The organism is Streptomyces sp. DG1A-41 (genome assembly GCF_037055355.1).
Lineage (GTDB): Bacteria > Actinomycetota > Actinomycetes > Streptomycetales > Streptomycetaceae > Streptomyces.
The window spans coordinates 5,325,514-5,343,584 of the sequence record NZ_CP146350.1 but is presented as its reverse complement, the minus strand read 5'-3'; the positions used below and the strand labels follow the sequence as shown (position 1 = coordinate 5,343,584).

The 18,071-nt window shown below is 70.5% G+C and carries 16 protein-coding genes and 2 pseudogenes; 8 read left to right on the top strand and 10 right to left on the bottom strand.

The window, feature by feature from the left end; translation table 11 throughout:
• Positions 1–20: 20 nt before the first annotated feature.
• Positions 21–455: a nuclear transport factor 2 family protein gene (locus V8690_RS25005; protein ID WP_338782247.1), complete on the bottom strand. Its 435-nt coding sequence runs from the start codon at positions 453–455 to the stop codon at positions 21–23.
• Positions 456–570: 115 nt separating this feature from the next.
• On the opposite strand from V8690_RS25005, the gene V8690_RS25000 reads away from it, so the two are divergent.
• On the top strand, positions 571–1,347 hold the full coding sequence (locus V8690_RS25000) for an SDR family oxidoreductase (RefSeq protein WP_338782246.1): 777 nt from the start codon (positions 571–573) through the stop codon (positions 1,345–1,347).
• Between the two features lie 82 nt (positions 1,348–1,429).
• On the opposite strand, the pseudogene V8690_RS24995 reads toward V8690_RS25000, so the two are convergent.
• Positions 1,430–2,621: pseudogene (locus V8690_RS24995) on the bottom strand (RtcB family protein).
• Between the two features lie 170 nt (positions 2,622–2,791).
• On the opposite strand from V8690_RS24995, the gene V8690_RS24990 reads away from it, so the two are divergent.
• The 3 genes from V8690_RS24990 to V8690_RS24980 all read left to right on the top strand — a co-directional run bounded on the left by V8690_RS24990 (position 2,792) and on the right by V8690_RS24980 (position 5,985).
• A complete protein-coding gene (locus V8690_RS24990) occupies positions 2,792–3,628 on the top strand; it encodes a DUF3558 domain-containing protein (protein ID WP_338782243.1) in 837 nt (278 codons plus the stop codon).
• Positions 3,629–3,746: 118 nt separating this feature from the next.
• Entirely contained in the window at positions 3,747–4,625 is an 879-nt protein-coding gene (locus V8690_RS24985) for a DUF3558 family protein (protein ID WP_338782241.1), read from the top strand.
• Between the two features lie 88 nt (positions 4,626–4,713).
• Positions 4,714–5,985 (top strand): DUF2637 domain-containing protein, encoded by a 1,272-nt coding sequence (locus V8690_RS24980; RefSeq protein ID WP_338782239.1) that lies wholly within the window; start codon positions 4,714–4,716, stop codon positions 5,983–5,985.
• Between the two features lie 51 nt (positions 5,986–6,036).
• Here the strand turns inward: V8690_RS24980 and lysS are convergent, their stop codons facing one another.
• Both lysS and V8690_RS24970 read right to left on the bottom strand, forming a co-directional pair.
• The gene (gene lysS / locus V8690_RS24975) at positions 6,037–7,782 is read right to left on the bottom strand and encodes a lysine--tRNA ligase (protein WP_338782237.1); all 1,746 of its coding nucleotides are present in this window, start codon (positions 7,780–7,782) and stop codon (positions 6,037–6,039) included.
• An 87-nt stretch (positions 7,783–7,869) separates the two neighbouring features.
• Positions 7,870–8,074: pseudogene (locus V8690_RS24970) on the bottom strand (transposase); the annotation flags it as partial.
• A gap of 215 nt (positions 8,075–8,289) precedes the next feature.
• Between V8690_RS24970 and argS the strand changes: the two are divergent.
• Entirely contained in the window at positions 8,290–10,062 is a 1,773-nt protein-coding gene (gene argS, locus V8690_RS24965; protein WP_338782234.1) for an arginine--tRNA ligase, read from the top strand.
• A gap of 94 nt (positions 10,063–10,156) precedes the next feature.
• Here the strand turns inward: argS and V8690_RS24960 are convergent, their stop codons facing one another.
• Positions 10,157–10,324 carry a peptidase inhibitor family I36 protein gene (locus tag V8690_RS24960; RefSeq protein ID WP_338785448.1) on the bottom strand — a complete coding sequence of 56 codons (168 nt, stop codon included), beginning with the start codon at positions 10,322–10,324 and terminating at the stop codon, positions 10,157–10,159.
• 422 nt (positions 10,325–10,746) lie between these two features.
• Positions 10,747–11,247, bottom strand: a complete 501-nt coding sequence (locus V8690_RS24955) for a DinB family protein (RefSeq protein ID WP_338782232.1) — start codon at positions 11,245–11,247, stop codon at positions 10,747–10,749.
• A gap of 119 nt (positions 11,248–11,366) precedes the next feature.
• Between V8690_RS24955 and V8690_RS24950 the strand changes: the two genes are divergently transcribed.
• Positions 11,367–12,191, top strand: a complete 825-nt coding sequence (locus V8690_RS24950) for a DUF4253 domain-containing protein (RefSeq protein ID WP_338782230.1) — start codon at positions 11,367–11,369, stop codon at positions 12,189–12,191.
• A 9-nt stretch (positions 12,192–12,200) separates the two neighbouring features.
• On the opposite strand, the gene V8690_RS24945 is transcribed toward V8690_RS24950, so the two are convergent.
• From V8690_RS24945 to V8690_RS24935, 3 genes are all read right to left on the bottom strand, one after another.
• Positions 12,201–13,034: an arylamine N-acetyltransferase gene (locus V8690_RS24945; RefSeq protein ID WP_338782227.1), complete on the bottom strand. Its 834-nt coding sequence runs from the start codon at positions 13,032–13,034 to the stop codon at positions 12,201–12,203.
• Positions 13,035–13,105: 71 nt separating this feature from the next.
• Entirely contained in the window at positions 13,106–14,329 is a 1,224-nt protein-coding gene (locus V8690_RS24940) for a PLP-dependent aminotransferase family protein (RefSeq protein WP_338782224.1), read from the bottom strand.
• Positions 14,330–14,430: 101 nt separating this feature from the next.
• Positions 14,431–15,333 (bottom strand): SAM-dependent methyltransferase, encoded by a 903-nt coding sequence (locus tag V8690_RS24935; protein ID WP_338782222.1) that lies wholly within the window; start codon positions 15,331–15,333, stop codon positions 14,431–14,433.
• An 86-nt stretch (positions 15,334–15,419) separates the two neighbouring features.
• Between V8690_RS24935 and V8690_RS24930 the strand changes: the two genes are divergently transcribed.
• Positions 15,420–15,776: a hypothetical protein gene (locus tag V8690_RS24930; RefSeq protein ID WP_338785447.1), complete on the top strand. Its 357-nt coding sequence runs from the start codon at positions 15,420–15,422 to the stop codon at positions 15,774–15,776.
• 340 nt (positions 15,777–16,116) lie between these two features.
• Entirely contained in the window at positions 16,117–16,788 is a 672-nt protein-coding gene (locus V8690_RS24925) for a DUF4232 domain-containing protein (RefSeq protein ID WP_338782221.1), read from the top strand.
• On the opposite strand, the gene hemB is transcribed toward V8690_RS24925, so the two are convergent.
• Entirely contained in the window at positions 16,782–17,780 is a 999-nt protein-coding gene (hemB, locus tag V8690_RS24920) for a porphobilinogen synthase (RefSeq protein WP_338782219.1), read from the bottom strand. The two genes, V8690_RS24925 and hemB, sit on opposite strands and share 7 nt — an antisense overlap.
• Positions 17,781–18,071 lie beyond the last annotated feature (291 nt).

The following is an 18,071-nucleotide window of genomic DNA, read 5'->3' as shown; positions in this document are numbered from 1 at the left end:
CGGCCTCCCGGGCCGGGGGCTCAGAACGGCTCGTCGGGCAGCAGCCCCAGCTGCCCCAGGAAGTCCATTTCGTCGAAGTACAGGCGGTAGTCGACGATCCGGCCGTCCTTCACGGTGGCGATGTCCACCCCGCGGATCCTGATCTCCTTCTGGGTCGGCGGGAGCGTCTCACCATTGGGCAGTTGCAGCGGCCCGGTGTTCCGTCCGCTGAAGATCCCTTCGTCGATGGCGGTGTCGCCGACTTCGTAGGAGTGCAACGGCTGGAACGTCGCCTCGGGGACCGCCTCCGTCATCGTCCGCCAGTACTCGACGATGTTGTCGCGCCCGTGCAGCTCGCCCTCGTCGGGGGTGAAGGCGACCGCGTCCTCGGCGTACAGCTCGCCGATGACGTTCGGATCGGCGTGCGTGGTGACCGCGTCCGTGAGCCGGTCCATGACCTGTCGTGCCTCACCCATGACCAACCTCCAGAGGAACAGGAGGATCACCCGTCCCCATTCTCCCACCATGGGGGCCACCTATCCTGGCCGGAGGCTCGCACCGCCGCCCGTCCACCACGCCCGAGGAGCTCCCATGGCCACCGCCGCCCCGTCCGCCGCCTCCCGCATCGCCGTCGTCACCGGTGCGAGCAGCGGAATCGGCGCCGCCTCGGCCCGCCAGCTCGCCGCCGCGGGCTACCGCGTCGTCCTCACCGCCCGCCGCGAGGACCGCATCGAGGCCCTGGCGGAGGAGATCACCACGGCGGGCCACCAGGCCACGGCCTACGCCCTCGACGTCACCGACCGCGCGGCGGTCGACGAGTTCGCCACGGCCTTCAAGACGGTCGGCGTACTGGTCAACAACGCGGGCGGCGCGCTCGGCGCCGACCCGGTCGCGACCGGCGACCCGGCCGACTGGCGCCAGATGTACGAGACGAACGTCATCGGCACCCTCAACCTCACCCAGGCCCTGCTGCCCAAGCTGGTCGCGAGCGGCGACGGCACGGTCGTGGTCGTCTCCTCCACTGCGGGCCACGGCACCTACGAGGGCGGCGGGGGCTACGTCGCCGCCAAGCACGGCGCCCACGTCCTCGCCGAGACCCTGCGCCTGGAGATCGTCGGCCAGCCGGTCCGCGTCATCGAGATCGCCCCCGGCATGGTCAAGACGGACGAGTTCGCCCTGACCCGCTTCGGCGGCGACGAGGACAGGGCGGCCAAGGTCTACGAGGGCGTCGCCGAGCCCCTCACCGCCGACGACGTCGCCGACACCATCACATGGGCCGTCACCCGCCCCAGCCACGTCAACGTCGACCTCCTGATACTCCGCCCCCGCGCCCAGGCGTCGAACACCAAGGTGCACCGGGAGGTCTGACGCCGGACGAGGACAGGCAGCAGGACCCTCACACGGTGATGCACGCCCCCAGGTGAAAGGGCAGCCGCTCTCCGAGGGCGGCTCAGCCCTTCACGCACACGACCTGCTTCAGCTTCGCCACGACCTCCACCAAGTCCCGCTGCTGATCGATGACCTGCTCGATCGGCTTGTAGGCGCCCGGGATCTCGTCCACGACGCCGGAGTCCTTACGGCACTCCACGCCCCGGGTCTGCTCCTCCAGGTCCTTCGTCGAGAACCGGCGCTTGGCCGCGTTGCGGCTCATGCGCAGGCCCGCCGTGCGAGGCCGAGTTGAAGGACTTGTCGTTCCCGAGGCCCTTCACGATGTAGGAACCCGTGCCCATGGAGCCGGGGATGATCCCGTACTCGCCGGAACCGGCCCGGATCGCGCCCTTGCGGGTCACGAGCAGGTCCATCCCGTCGTAGCGCTCCTCGGCCACGTAGTTGTGGTGGGCGCTGATCTCCGGCTCGAAGGTCGGCTTCGCCTTCTTGAACTCCTTGCGGATCACGTCCTTCAGGAGCGCCATCATGATCGAGCGGTTGTACTTCGCGTACTCCTGCGCCCAGAACAGGTCGTTGCGATACGCCGCCATCTGCGGGGTGTCCGCGACGAACACGGCGAGGTCGCGGTCGACCAGGCCCTGGTTGTGCGGGAGCTTCTGGGCCACGCCGATGTGATGCTCGGCCAGTTCCTTGCCGATGTTGCGGGAACCGGAATGGAGCATGAGCCAGATAGAACCGGTCGTATCTGTGCATACTTCGACAAAATGATTGCCCCCGCCGAGCGTTCCCATCTGCTTCGTGGCGCGCTCCTGACGGAACCTGACCGCCTCCGCGACCTCGTCGAACCGCCCCCAGAAGTCCTCCCACCCGGCAGTGGCCAACCCGTGAAACCGCCCCGGGTCGACGGGATCGCCATGCATCCCCCGCCCCACCGGGATCACCTGCTCGATCCGCGACCGCAGCCGGGACAGATCCCCGGGCAGGTCGTTCGCCGTCAGGGACGTCTTCACCGCCGACATTCCGCAGCCGATGTCGACGCCCACCGCCGCGGGGCACACCGCGCCCTGCATGGCGATGACCGAGCCGACCGTCGCACCCTTGCCGTAGTGCACGTCGGGCATGACGGCCAGGCCCTTGATCCAGGGCAGCGTGGCGACGTTCTGGAGCTGCTGGAGTGCGGAGCCCTCGACCGCGGCCGGGTCGGTCCACATCCGGATCGGCACTTTCGCACCAGGTATCTCTACATGCGACATAGCGTCCTCAATCCCCCGTAAACGAGCAGAAGTCTTCAACAGCAAATACCGGAGCCAAGGTCGACGAAAGGGAATCCGGACCGGCGTCCACGGCAGTGCGTGCGATACACATTGTGTTCATCGGCCGCCCTGCGGCGGCAAGCCAATAATCCGCGTCGAGAGGCCAGCACGTGCAACGGAAGGCGTACGCACCCGGTATCGCCGCGCTCCTCGCGGCCCTGCTGGTCGGCTGCACCGGCGGCTCCGGCGACGGCGGCCCGACGGACGACTCCAACCCGGGCGACACGGGCACGGCCTCGGCCGCCGCCGAGCCGGGCCGGTACCGCACGCTGCCCGAGCCCTGCGGCGCCGTAGGCCAGAGCTCCCTCGACGAACTCCTGCCCGGCATCCGGCAGATCATCGACGGGGAACAGCGCGAGAAGGCGTACGAGGGCGAGGCGACGGTCACGTACGACACCGACCGCAAGGTCGGCTGCCAGTGGAAGGTCGATTCGCAGCAGGCCACCGACCATCTGCTCGTCGACTTCGAACGGGTCGTCTCCTACGACAACGCCGTCAGCGACGACAGCCAGGCCGAGCAGCTCTTCGCGGAGAAGGAGGCGGCGGCCCACCTGCCCGAGCCGACCGCCACCGAGTCGGCGACCACGAGCAGCACCCCGGCCGGCGGTTCCTCCGCCTCTCCGAGCGGTTCCCCGTCCCCGTCCGGCTCCCCGTCCCCGTCCGGCTCCTCGTCGCCCTCGGCGTCCGCCTCCGCCGCCCCGACCGATCTCCAGCCCCGCGTCCTGGAGGACGTCGGCGACGAGGCCTTCCTCGACGACGAGCTGAGCAGCTCCGGTTCGACGGCCAAGCAGCGGACGGTGACTGTGGCATTCCGCACGTCCAACGTCATCGTGACCATCGAGTACGCCGAGCAGCCGGCCACCGTCGGCGTCGTCCCGGACAGCAAGGAAATGCAGGACAGGGCCCGGAAACTGGCCTCGCAGCTGGCCGATTCGCTGAGTGGCTGAGGCCCCTTCACGCCCCCTTCACGCGCACCCGCAAAGCACCCGAAGGAAGAACACACGGCTGCCTCACCGCGTACCGTGGCCACTCGGACCCGTTCCGACCGCAGGAACCACGAGCGTCATGAGTGAAGGAACCATGCAGCGACGAGCACAGCGAGACCGAGACCAGCGAGCGAAGCGACTCAACCGCGTCCTTGTCTGCGCGGCCGCCGTCCCCGTGATGCTGGTGGCCGCCGGCTGCTCCTCGGACTCCGGCTCCGGCGACAGCTCGGACAAGGCCGCGAAGGCCGCCGCCTCGGCGTCCGCGAGCCCGTCGCCGACGGTGCAGGCGGCGGCGTACGGCAAGCTTCCGGAGCCCTGCAAGGCGCTGTCGAAGAAGACGCTGGAGGACCTCGTTCCGGAGAGCAAGTCCGGCAAGGAGGGCAAGTCGGACGACATCTCGACCCGCGGCAGCTGCTCCTGGAGCAGCCTCGACAACAACGGCGTCAAGGGCTCGCAGTTCCGCTGGCTGAACCTGTCGATGCTGCGCTTCGAGTCGGACGTCACCCGCGGCCCGGCCGACAAGCTGGCCCAGGAGTACTACGAGAAGCAGGTCCAAAACGTCCAGGCCGTGGAGGGCGCCAAGAGCGCCAAGTCGGAGCCGTTGCCCGGGACGGGTGACGAGGCGACGGCCGTGCGCTACGAGCTGAAGAAGAAGGAAGGCACCTTCAAGCAGCAGACGGTCGTGGCACGCGTCGAGAACGTCGTCGTCATTCTCGACTACAACGGCGCGGGCCTGGCCGGCGACAAGAGCCCGAGCGCCGACGACCTGATGAAGGACGCGAAGAAGGCCGCCGAGGAAGCGGTGGCGGCGGTGTCCGAGGCGAACGGCGCGGGCGGCGGCAAGGCGAGCGGCGCCCCGTCCAAGTCCCCGTCGAAGTCGGCGTCCAAGGACGCGTCGGACGACCCCTCGACGGACGCGTCGACGTCGCCCTCCAAGAAGCCCGCGTCGGACAGCTGAACAGGCCCGACGGGAACCGGCCACCCGTCCTCCGCACATGTGTGCCACCCTGTTGCGCGCAACAACACGCAAGGGGAGGGGAGTACGGGTGGCCGCGCCACTTCAGCTGACTCGGATGCACCGCGTTCTCATCGGTGTGGTCGTGGCCGGCGCCGTGATCATCGCCGGCATCGGCTTCGCCGGTTCGTACGCGGCCGTCCGTGAGTTGGCCCTTCAGAAGGGCTTCGGGAACTTCTCCTACGTCTTCCCGATCGGCATCGACGCGGGCATCTGCGTCCTGCTGGCCCTGGACCTGCTCCTCACCTGGATCAGGATCCCCTTCCCGCTCCTGCGCCAGACGGCCTGGCTCCTGACAGCGGCGACGATCGCCTTCAACGGCGCTGCCGCCTGGCCGGATCCGCTCGGTGTCGGCATGCACGCGGTGATACCGATCCTGTTCGTGGTCTCGGTCGAGGCCGCCCGCCACGCGATCGGCCGCATCGCCGACATCACGGCCGACAAGCACATGGAGGGCGTCCGCCTCACCCGCTGGCTGCTCTCCCCCGTCCCGACGTTCCTCCTCTGGCGCCGCATGAAGCTCTGGGAGCTCCGCTCCTACGACCAGGTCATCAAGCTGGAGCAGGAACGTCTCGTCTACCAGGCCCGGCTGCGTTCCCGCTTCGGACGGGCGTGGCGCCGCAAGGCCCCGGTGGAGTCCCTGATGCCGCTACGGCTGGCGCGCTACGGCGTCCCCCTGGCGGAAACGGCCCCGGCGGGCCTGGCGGCGGCGGGCATCGAGCCTGCGCTGATCCCTCCGCCGCCGCAAGCCGATCCGGCTGCGGGCAGTCGTGCCCCCGCGGCGGCACCAGTCCCGCAGAAGGCGGCGCCTCCCGGCGAGCAGCGCCCGCAGCTCGAGAGCAACCGCAACGCCGAGCAGACGGACGAGACCCCGGAGCCTGACCAGAGCCCCTGGTTCAACGCCCCGCGCGAGGTCGAATACCAGGGCGGCTACGACCCGGCCTACGACCCCGAGCAGTACGCCCAGTGGATCGCGGAACAGCAAGAGGCCGAGCAGTACCAAACCCAGTACGAGCAGGAACCCTCCCCGGAGGACACCGGGAGCTTCCCCATCCCGGTGGGGCCGAACCGCACCCGGGAACTGGGCGAGGGCGGCGGTAACCCGGAACCGGACGAGGACGCGTTCTACCAGGTCTTCCGTGAGTCGATAAAGAGCGGGAACGGAGCGCCCACCCCGCGCGGCTTCATCGGCGACGTCGAGGCGACGTACGGCATCACGCTCCCCGAGGCCGAGTCCAAGCGCATGGTGAATCGCTTCTCCAACCGCCTCAACGCGGAACTGGCGGAAGAGCACATCGCCTGAAGGGCATAAGAGAAGGGGCCCTCCTCCCGAGGGCCCCTTCTCCGTTGCCGCTTACTCCCCGAGCAGGGCCCGCACCCGCTCCTGCCCCACCGCCAGCAGCAGCGTGGGCAGCCTCGGCCCCGTGTCCCGCCCGACCAGCAGGTGGTACAGCAGGGCGAAGAAGGACCGCTGGGCGGTCTTGATCTCCGGCGGCAGTTCCTTCGGCGTGGCGTCGGCCGAGAACCCGGCCTGCACCTTCGGCACGCCGTAGACGAGGTGCGTCAGCCCGTCCAGCGACCAGTGGTCGGCCAGCCCGTCGAGCAGCAGCCGCAGCGACTCCCGCCCCTGGTCGTCGAGCGACTTCAGCAGCTCGGTGTCGGGCTCGTCCCGCACGATGGTCCGCTGTTCGGCGGGCACGTGCGTGTTGATCCAGGCCTCGGCCTTGTCGTACCGCGGCCGCGCCTCGTCCAGGGAGGCCAGCGGCCGTGACGGGTCCAGCTCGCTGAGGATCCGCAGCGCCTGGTCCTCGTGCCCGGCGGTGATGTCCGCGACGGACGCCAGCGTCCGGTACGGCAGCGACCGGGCCGTCCGCGGCAGCTCCCCGGCGGCCGTACGCACCGCACGCGAGTGCGCGGCGGCGTCGGCCGGCAGGGCGCTGCCGTCGGCGACCTTGGCGTCCAGCCGGTCCCACTCGTCGTACAGCCGCTGGATCTCCTGGTCGAAGGCGACCTTGAAGGACTGGTTGGGCCGGCGCCGGGCGTACAGCCAGCGCAGGAGCTGCGGCTCCATGATCTTCAGGGCGTCGGCGGGGGTGGGCACGCCGCCCTTCGAGGACGACATCTTCGCCATGCCGGAGATGCCGACGAAGGCGTACATCGGGCCGATCGGCTGCTTGCCGCCGAAGATCCCGACGATCTGCCCGCCGACCTGGAAGGAGGACCCCGGGGAGGAGTGGTCGACGCCGGAGGGCTCGAACACGACGCCCTCGTACGCCCACCGCATCGGCCAGTCGACCTTCCAGACCAGCTTGCCGCGGTTGAACTCGCTCAGCCGGACCGTCTCGGAGAAGCCGCACGCGGTGCAGGCGTACGTCAGCTCGGTGGAGTCGTCGTCGTAGGACGTGACGGTGGTGAGGTCCTTCTCGCAGTTGCCGCAGTACGGCTTGTACGGGAAGTACCCGGCGGCGCCGGAGCTGCCGTCGTCCTCGGCTGCCGCGCCGGAGCCCTCCGCGGCCTCCAGCTCGGCCTCGTCGAGGGGCCTCTGCCCCGGCTGCTTCTTGGCCGGGGCCTTCTTCGTCCGGTACTGGTCGAGGATCGCGTCGATGTCGCCGCGGTGCCTCATGGCGTGCAGGATCTGCTCGCGGTACACGCCGGAGGTGTACTGCGCGGTCTGGCTGATCCCGTCGAACTCCACGCCCAGCTCGGCCAGCGACTCGATCATCGCGGCCTTGAAGTGCTCGGCCCAGTTGGGGTGTGAGGAGCCCTTGGGCGCCGGGACGGACGTCAGCGGCTTGCCGATGTGCTCGGCCCACGACTCGTCGACGCCCGCGACCCCGGCCGGCACCTTGCGGTAGCGGTCGTAGTCGTCCCAGGAGATCAGGTGCCGCACCTGATGTCCCCGGCGGCGGATCTCGTCGGCGACGAGATGCGGGGTCATGACCTCGCGCAGGTTCCCGAGGTGGATGGGGCCCGACGGCGAGAGGCCGGACGCGACGACGACGGGTTTGCCCGGGGCCCGACGCTCCGACTCCTCGATGACCTCATCCGCGAAACGGGAGACCCAGTCGGTGGTCTCGGTGCTCTGAGCCACGATCGGCACGTCCTTCTTTCTGCATCGGGCAGCCGGTACGGTCGCACGGCTGACCGCACCATTGTCCCAGACCTGCGTGCGCCCGGAAAAACGGCTTTACCGTCCCTGAGAACTGAGCGGGAGGGAGTCCTGACGCCAGGGCTCGTGCTCAGCCGCGCGCTCCGAACGGTGTTGGGCACACTGGTCGCCCGCTTTCGCTCCGCGTCCGGGCGGCACGCATCCGGTGCGTGGTCCGGGAAGGCGGGGGGCGGGGTCCCTCACGCCCCGAGGTCTCCGGTCCGGCCTGGACGGTCCCATGCCCGCAACGCGAGCCGCACCCCCGAAGGATCACGCATTCGACAGGCAAACTCCCGTTCACCCAGATCCCAAGTCCGCCCGAGCACCCCCGTTGCCAGACCGCTGCTCACTCACACTCGCCCCAGCACGCCTGCGCTCACTCACGCGGCAGCGGCACAAACCCCCATGGGATACTGGCCGTGTCTATCCATTCCCTCGAGGAGAACGGCACCCTTTCCTATGGCCTCGGTCACGTCCCTCAGCGACTCCGTCCACCAGCGCCTCGCGGCGGCCCTGTCGGCGGCTGTGCCGCAGGCCGGTTCCGCGGACCCGCTGCTGCGACGAAGCGACCGGGCCGACTTCCAGGCCAACGGGATCCTGGCCCTCGCGAAGAAGGAGAAGGCGAACCCGCGGGAGCTGGCGACGCAGGTCGTCTCCCGGGTCGAGTCGGGTGACGTGATCAAGGACGTCGAGGTCTCCGGCCCCGGCTTCCTGAACATCACGATCACGGACCGGGCGATCACGGAGAACCTCGCCGCGCGCTACGCGGACGACACCGGCCGCCTCGGCGTGCCGCACACCGAGCACCCGGGCACCACGGTCATCGACTACGCCCAGCCGAACGTGGCGAAGGAGATGCACGTCGGTCATCTGCGCTCCGCGGTGATCGGCGACTCGGTGGCGCAGCTGCTGGAGTTCACCGGCGAGAGCGTGGTCCGGCGTCACCACATCGGCGACTGGGGCACCCAGTTCGGCATGCTCATCCAGTACCTGGAGGAGCACCCGCACGAGCTGGACCACCACGAGGGCGAGGACCTCCAGGCGTCCGGCGAGCAGGCGATGTCGAACCTGGACCGCCTCTACAAGGCCGCGCGCAAGCACTTCGACTCCGACGAGGAGTTCAAGACGCGGGCCCGGCGCCGGGTGGTGGACCTCCAGGCGGGCGACCCGCACACCCTCGCCATGTGGCAGAAGTTCGTGGACGAGTCGAAGATCTACTTCTTCTCCGTCTTCGAGAAGCTGGACATGGAGATCCGCGACGAGGACATCGTCGGCGAGTCGGGTTACAACGACATGCTCGCCGAGACCTGCCGTCTGCTGGAGGAGTCGGGCGTCGCGGTCCGCTCCGAGGGCGCGCTGTGTGTCTTCTTCGACGACATCAAGGGCCCGGACGGCAAGCCGGTCCCGCTGATCGTGGAGAAGTCGGACGGCGGCTACGGCTACGCGGCGACCGACCTCTCGGCGATCCGCGACCGCGTCTTCAACATCAAGGCGAACACGCTGCTGTACGTGGTGGACGCCCGCCAGTCGCTGCACTTCAAGATGGTCTTCGAGACGGCCCGCCGGGCGGGCTGGCTGAACGAGGACGTGCACGCGGTGCAGCTCGCCTTCGGCACGGTCCTCGGCAAGGACGGCAAGCCGTTCAAGACCCGTGAGGGCGAGACGGTCCGCCTGGTCGACCTGCTGGACGAGGCGATCGACCGCGCGTCGGCGGTGGTCCGGGAGAAGGCGCAGGACCTCTCCGAGGAGGAGATCGCCGAGCGGGGCACGCAGGTGGGCATCGGCGCGGTGAAGTACGCGGACCTGTCGACGTCGGCGAACCGCGACTACAAGTTCGACCTGGACCAGATGGTCTCGCTGAACGGCGACACGTCCGTCTATCTCCAGTACGCCTACGCCCGTATCCGGTCGATCCTGCGCAAGGCCGGCGAGTCCCGCCCGGTCGCGCATCCCGAGCTGGACCTGCACGAGGCGGAGCGGGCTCTGGGCCTGCACGTCGACGCGTTCGCGGCGACGGTGGCGGAGGCGGCGGCGGAGTACGCCCCGCACAAGATGACGGCGTACCTGTACCAGCTGGCGTCCCTCTACACGACGTTCTACGACAAGTGCCCGGTCCTGAAGGCCGAGTCGCCCGAGCAGATCGAGAACCGCCTGTTCCTCTGCGACGTCACGGCCCGCACCCTCCAGCAGGGCATGGCCCTGCTGGGCATCCGGACGCCCGAGCGACTCTGAGACCGGCCCCTGATGACAGGCCGAGGGCGGCACTCCCCCCGTGGACTGCCGCCCTCGGGGTTTGTCGGGCCGCTGGTCAGCGGCAGTTGACCCACTAGCGGCCGGTGTAGTTCTTGCCTGACCAGACGCAGAACCAGCCCGACGGGCAGTCCGACGCCGCCTGAGGGGCGGTCTCCGCCGCACCGGCGACCCCCGTGTTGCCGGCCAGCAGACCGCCGGTCAGCGCGATGCCCCCGGCCATGACGGCGAGCTTCCTGGTCATACGCACGCTGGTTCCCCCTTCGTGGGCGGGCCGACCACAGCGGCCGGCTCGGCAACGAGACTGCGGCTCGGGGACCCGGGTCCGCCACAGTCGCCTCCGAAGTGACGTACTCGCGGGACGCCCCACGCGCTGACCTGCTGCGACGCCGTACGCCGGGACGACGTGGCGGGACGGTCGCGGCGGGGTGTGGCCGAATCGGTAGGGGGTTGCGGGAAGAACGGACCGCAGCCCGCCCCGGCACGACCGGCCGGGCATGCTTCCGCCCGGTGACGGGAGGCAGCCGCGAGTGCTTCGACGCCCGTATGTGACGGGCCGCCCGTGTGTGACCCCGGCCCGCATCTGACGGCCACCCGCTCTGAGGGCCACCCGCATCCGAGGGCCGCCCGCGACTAAGGGCCGCCCGCGCCTGACGTGCCGCCCGGTCAGCGCTGGGCCGTGGTGTTCGCGCTCTTCAGGGCCTCCCGGATGATGTCGGCGTGCCCGGCGTGCTGGGCGGTCTCCCGAATCAGGTGCAGCAGGATCCGGCGCGCCGACCAGTGCTCGGGCTCGGGCGGTGACCAGGGGGTCCTCGGCAGGGGCACGCTGTGGTCCAGGTCCGGCAGCACGGTCACGGCGTCCTCGGTCGCCCGGGCGGCCGCCGCGTAACGCTCCAGGAGGCCTTGGAGCGTGTCGCCCGCGGTCAAGCGGTACTGCCCCATGTCGAGCATGCCGTCGGGCAGTTCACCGTCGCCCTTGACCATGATCCGCGTCCACACCTCCTCTCCTCGCGCGAGGTGCTTCACGATCCCGCCGAGGGCCAGCTCGCTGACGGTCGTGCGTCGTGCGGCCTGTTCGTCGGTGAGTCCGCGAACGGTGATCAGCAGCAGTTCCCGCTGCTCCGCGAGCGCGTCCAGCAGGTCCGTCTTCTCCCAGGAAGTGGTCATGGCGGGACCGTAGGGAGCAATCAGGTCAACGGCTGTCCCTTGCCGGACCGGTCTTGTCCCCGGTCGGGTCCCTCGCCCGGCCGGCCCGCTTGTCAGTGGCCGGCTTTACAGTCACCACCATGGCGACACTTCCGAACCCCTTGCCGACGCTGGCGACGGACCCGAGCGGCCGCGCGCTCGGACTGCACCTCCCCGCCGGGGCACTCGTGGACACGACCGACGAGGGTGCCTGGCACGAGCCCTTGCTGTGGTGCGCGGACGAGCGAGCCGTGCCGGGCGGCTGGACGGCGCTGGAGCCGGCCCGCCTGAGGGGACTGCTGCCGGTCGTTCTGGACGTGGGCGACGGCCATGGCGGGCCGGACCGCTGGGAGTTGGCACCCGGCGAGGTGTCGTACCCGGGGGACCACGACGCCGGGGAGGTCCTCGCGGAGTGCTGGGAGGAGTACGCCGCGGAGGCCCACGCCTGGCCCGGACTGGCCGAACCCCTCCCCCAGGAGAGCCGGGACCGGAGCCGGAACCAGGACCAGAATCACGACCACGACCCGGACGCGGTGGCGACACGCGTCGCGGACTCCCTGCTCGCCGACGGCGGCCCGCTCAAGGCCCCCCGCCTCGCTCTCGTCCCGGCCCGCCGCAGCGCCGACATCCCGACGGCGATCGGCTGGACGGGCCCGGCCAACCACGAGGGCGACACGGCCCGGCTCAGCGCGGTGCTGCGCTCCTGGGAGGACCGCTTCGGCATACGGGTGGTGGCCCTCGGCTTCGACCACCTGCTGGTGTCGGTCGCCGCCCCGCCCGTCACGATGGCCGACGCGGAGGCCGTGGCCGCAGAGCACTTCGCGTTCTGCCCGGACAACGTCCGGCAGGGCACCGACCCGACCGTGCGGGCCTACGCCGAGCACCAGGTCCTCGACCAGCCGGTCTGGCACTTCTGGTGGGACTGACCCGGCCCGTCAGCCGGTCAGCAGCGTCATCCCCTCCGGCGCGGTGATGCCGAACTCCTCCTCCAGGAGCCGCCGCGCCTCCGCCTCGCCGGTCACCTCCCGCTCGGTGGCCGTCCCGTCGGGGCGGGTCCGAGTGAGGAGCCGGCCGTCGAGCAGGAGGTGCCGCGTGGCGCTGACGTGCTGGACGTAGACGCGCTGGGTGAACGGCGAGCGCGGGTTGGTCGCGATGTGCCAGTTGATGACGTCGAAGTCGGGCTTCTCGAAGGGCTCCAGGGTGAAGGCGTACTGCCCGGTCCAGTCGTCCTTCGCCGGGTCGTGGGCCTGGAGCAGCCACATCTCCAGCGGACCGTCGTGCGGCACGTGCACCAGGCGGTGCCGCCGCCCGGCCCCGGCGAACTCGACGTCCGCCACCAGCGGCACCGGCTCCAGCAGCGACCCGATCGCCCCGAAGCCGACGTCCGCGAGGTACGGCCGCGGTTCGCCGGGGACCTCGGCCAGCAACGCCATGTGCGTGCGCGGCAGGCTCGCGATGGTGTCGGCGCCGACGACGACCCGCGCGGCCAGCCGGGTCACCCGGAAGCCCATCGCCTCCAGCGCGCAGGCGAACAGCGTGTTGTGCTCGTAGCAGTAGCCGCCGCGCCGGCTGTGGACCAGCTTGGCCATGAGGTCGGCCGGGTCGAGGGAGGGAGCCCTGCCGCCCAGTGCGTCGAGGTTCTCGAACGGGAGGGCCCTCAAGTGCGCCAGATGCACACAGCGCAGGGTGGCCGGGTCGGCCCGCGGCTCCCCTTCCCATCCGATCCGCCGGAGATACACGTCGAGGTCGAACTGTACGGAGTCCACCATGGCCTCACCGTAACCAGACCCGTCCCAGCCGTCCGCAGCCCACAGCGGGAGACGCCGCTCCGTCGTTGGTCCTAGGCCCCTGGCATGCCGGCCCGCAGCCCCTTGTCCAGCCTCCGCAGCCCTTCCTCGATCTCCTCCGGCGTCTGCGTCACGAAGCACAGCCGCAGGGTCGTACGGTCGGGCGTGCCGGCGTAGAAGGGGGCGCCGGGGACGTACGCCACGTCGTGCCGCACGACCTGTGGCAGCAGGGCCGTCGTGTCGTACGGCTCGGGCAGGCGCGCCCAGAGGAACATGCCGCCCTCGGGGCGGGTCCAGACCGACCCCTCGGGCAGCGCACCGGGCAGCGCCGCGAGCATGGCGTCCCGGCGTTCGCGGTACACGCCGGCGACGCGCGTGACGTGGCCGTCCAGGTCGTGGTCGGCGAGGTACCGGGCCGCGGCGAGCTGGTTGACGGTCGGCGTGTGCAGGTCGGCGGCCTGCTTGGCGACGGCACAGGCGCGCCGCAGCTCACCGGGCGCGCGCAGCCAGCCCAGCCGCAGACCGGGCGCCATGACCTTGGAGAAGCTGCCGAGCAGGACCGTACGGTCCTCGGCGCCCGGGTGGGAGGCGATCCACGGCACGCGTTCGCCCTCGTAGCGGAGCTCCCCGTAGGGGTCGTCCTCGACGATCCACAGCCCGCGCCGGGCGGCGACCGCGGCCACGGCGGCGCGCCGCCCAGCGGGCAGCGTGCGGCCGGTGGGGTTCTGGAAGGTGGGCACGGTGTAGAGCAGCTTGGGCCGCTCGCGCACCACGAGTTCCTCCAGCGCCTCCGGATCGACTCCGTGTTCGTCGCCGGGCACGGCCACGACCCGCGCTCCGGCGAGGCCGAAGGCCTGAAGGGCCGCCAGATAGCAGGGGTTCTCGACGAGGACGGTGTCCCCGGGTTCGAGCAGCGCGGTGGCGAGGAGCGAGAGGGCCTGCTGGGAGCCGGTGGTGACGAGCAGGTCGTCGGGACCGGTCGGCAGTCCGCGTGCCGTGCTGCGATCGGCGAGCGCGGCCCGCAGCACGGGCTCGCCCTCGGTCGTGGAGTACTGCAACGCCCGCGCGGGCTCCTCGGCGAGGACGGCCCGGTACGCGGCCGCGATGCCCTCCGCGTCGAACAGCTCCGGCGCCGGCAGCCCGCCCGCGAAGTTGATCACCTCGGGGCGGGCGGTGACGGCGAGGATGTCCCGCACGGGAGAACCGCCGACCGACCGCGCCCGAGCGGCGAGCGGCGGCACGGGAGAGAGGGCGGGCGCGGGCTCGGTGACGGTCATGACACGGCTCCTTCGACTGCGGTGACGGCTGTGCGCCGCAGCCTAGGCAAGTACATGCCGACTACAAACACATTTCCGCGATCCGGACGCCGCCGCCCCGCTCAGCCCTTGGCGGCCATCGCCGCGTACACGTTGATGTCCGCGTCCGTGACGTCGTTGATGTCGCGGTAGCGGACCTTGTCGATGTCGTCGAGGCCGGCGAGGTACGACTCCTCCGGCCGCTCGGGCACGGGAGCCGCGTGGTCGGGCCGCCAGCGGTGCGCGGGCACGATCCCCGGGTCGGCGATCCCCAGGGAGTTCTCCGTGAAGAACCGCTCGACCTCCGCCCGGGACCGCAGCACGAAGGTGAAGCCCCGCTCGGTGTACGTCCGCTGGACCGCGCGGATGTTCTCGGGGTTGAGGTCCTCGGTGAGGTGACTGAGCACCAGCCGGCTGCCGGCGGGCAGCGCGTCGAGCAGCTCGCGCACCAGCGGGTACGCCTCCTCGTCGGCGACGAAGTGCAGGACGGCGACCAGGCAGAGCGCGACCGGCTGGTCGAAGTCCAGGGTCTTGACGGCCTGTTCGAGGATGCGGGCCGGCTCCCGCAGATCGGCGTCGATGTAGTCCGTGCGGCCTTCGGGCCCGCTCGTCAGCAGGGCCCGCGCGTGCGCGAGCACGACCGGGTCGTTGTCGACGTACACGACCCGCGACTCGGGCGCGACGCGCTGCGCGATCTGGTGCACGTTCTCGGCGGTCGGCAGTCCCGTGCCGATGTCGAGGAACTGCCGGATGCCGTCCTGCTCCACCAGCGTGGTCACCGCGCGGCGCAGGAAGTCGCGGTTGTGCCGTACGTCGAGGTACCCGCGCGGGTTGGCGGCGAGCGCGGCGGCGGCCGCGTCCCGGTCGGCCTGGTAGTGGTCCTTGCCGCCGAGGAAGACGTCGTAGACCCGGGCCGGGTGCGCTTTGCTGCTGTCGATCCTCCTCCGCAGCTCGGCGGGATCCTGGCTGAGGGCGTCACCGGTCATGGACGTCTCCCTGAAGAGTAGGTGGTTCAATCAGCAACCACTACGGCGGTCAACAACCCAACGGTTCAGGTGATGTGATGGTGCCCATGCAACCCGACCAGCCGCCGACGACGACCCTGTGGCGCCCCACCGGCCCCAGGGAACTGGACCTGGTACGGGAGCTCGACTGGCGCGCCTGGCCGCCCCGGCTTCCGGAGCAGCCGATCTTCTACCCGGTCCTCAACGAGGACTACGCCATCAGAATCGCGCGCGACTGGAACGTCAAGCACGACGGCGCCGGCTTCGTCACCCGGTTCGAGGTCGACTCCGGCTTCCTGCGCCGGTACCCGGTGCGGCAGGCGGGCGGGGAGACCATCCTCGAACTGTGGGTACCGGCCGAGGAACTCGACGAGTTCAACGCCCACATCGTCGGCCGGATCGAGCTGGTTCACGAGTTCCACTGACTCAGTCGGTCTCATGCGGAGCCGCTTGGCGAGCACCCCGTAGCTCAGCCCTGACCGCTCCTTCAACTCCCCCAGCAGCGCGGCGAACTCCGCCGCGGCCGTGTCTTCCGACACCGTTTTTCCATCCCCCATGTCCCGTTCCCCCGTTCCAGGGGAGGGTCGTTTCCCCTGGTCAAAGCATGTGCGGGCATTCCAGCGTCCCTGATCGTCCGCCGGCTGTGGCGGCCGGGACGGATCGCCGCACAAGCTCTCGTCATCCCAGCACGCCGCTCCCGGCCGACCGGTAGAGCGGCTCGCCCGGGGTCTTCATGCTTACGACCTTGTCCGAAAAAACCCACTCATGCGCGAGTACCACGCTCTCCCCGTCGCCCTCGTAACCGCCCTCTCCCTCACGGCCTGCCAGGACGGCACGGGCACGCAGGACGAGGGCGCGGCCAAGCCGCAACTGACGGCGACGGCGAACACCGCGCCCACCGACGCGACCCCCGACAAGGCGGGCAACACGGCTCCCGGCACGGCCACGAACACGAACTCCACCAACACGAAGGGCACGAGCGGGAGAGGCACGAAGCCCGGGACGGCCGCCGCCCCCGCCGCCCGTGCCTCCTGCAACGGCACCAACACCACCGTCACGGCCAAGCGGGTCCCCCGCCCCCTCAACCACATGCTGATCACGGTGAAGAACGCCGGCTCGAAGACGTGCGACCTCACCTACTACCCGGTGCTGCGCTTCGACGAGATGCAGTGGGTCGAGGACTCCGAGCCGCAGGCCGTGACGACCCTGTCACCCGGCGAGTCCGGCTACGCGGGCGTCGTGCTGTCGGCGGCCGACGGCAGCGGCTCCGGCGGCACCACCGACCGCAGGCTCACGGTCGGTTTCCAGGGCCGCACGCCGCACAGCAGCGGCGGCCCCTCGGCACTCCCGCAGCTGCCCGCCGAGGGCGTGTACTACGACAGCTCGCTGACCGTCACGTACTGGCTGCGGGACATGGAGCAGGCCCTGTCCTACTGACCCTTGAGCCGCTGGGCCACTTCGGTGGCCCAGTAGGTGAGGATGTTCCGGGCGCCCGCCCGCCGGATGCCGGTCAGGCTCTCCATGATCGCGCGGTCCCGGTCGATCCAGCCCTTCTCGGCGGCGGCCTCGATCATCGAGTACTCGCCGGAGATCTGGTAGGCGACGACGGGCACGTCCACGGCGTCCGCGACCCGGGCGAGGATGTCCAGGTAGGGCCCGGCGGGCTTCACCATGACCATGTCGGCGCCCTCCTCGAGGTCGAGGGCGAGTTCCCGCATGGACTCACGCGCGTTCGCGGGGTCCTGCTGATAGGTCTTCCGGTCCCCCTGCAACGAGGAAGCGACAGCCTCCCGGAAGGGCCCGTAGAAGGCGGAGGCGTACTTGGCGGTGTAGGCGAGGATGGCGACATCCTCCCGCCCGATCTGGTCGAGGGCGTCACGGATGACGCCGATCTGCCCGTCCATCATCCCGCTGGGGCCGACCACATGGGCCCCGGCATCGGCCTGCACCTGGGCCATCTCGGCGTACCGCTCCAGGGTCGCGTCGTTGTCGACCCGCCCCTGGGCGTCCAGCACGCCGCAGTGCCCGTGATCGATGGTCTCGTCGAGACACAGATCGGACATGACGAGCAGGTCGTCACCGACTTCGGCCCGCACGTCCCGGATGGCGACCTGGAGAATCCCGTCCGGGTCGGTCCCCGGCGTCCCGAGGGCGTCCTTCTTCGACTCCTCCGGCACGCCGAACAGCATGATCCCGGAGATCCCCGCCTCGACGGCCTCCGCGGCGGCCTTCTTCAGACTGTCCCGCGTGTGCTGCACGACCCCCGGCATGGCCGCGATCGGCACCGGCTCACTGATGCCCTCCCGCACGAAGGCCGGAAGGATGAAGTCGGCAGGGTGCAACCGGGTCTCGGCGACCATCCGACGCATGACGGGATTACTCCGCAAACGCCGCGGCCGCGTACCGGGAAAAGATCCGTACGTCGTCATGCCACCTACGCTACGCCCGCCCAAAACCCCCCGATACCGACGCGATGTCGGCAGCAACCCCCACCGACGACATCCGAACCCCGTCCGCGGTCCGCGGGCATTGGTGCCGCCTGGGGCGGCACGGGTGGGCTCGAACGCCGAGCACCCCGGAAGCCCAGACCTCGCGGATCCGCCATCCTCAGCCCCAAACCCCCACCCCTGCTGCCCCACCATGCGTCCCACACCCCCCAGGTCCATCCTGAAAACAAAGAGACAAGGACCCGACGGCCTGACACCACCCCGCCGCCGCCG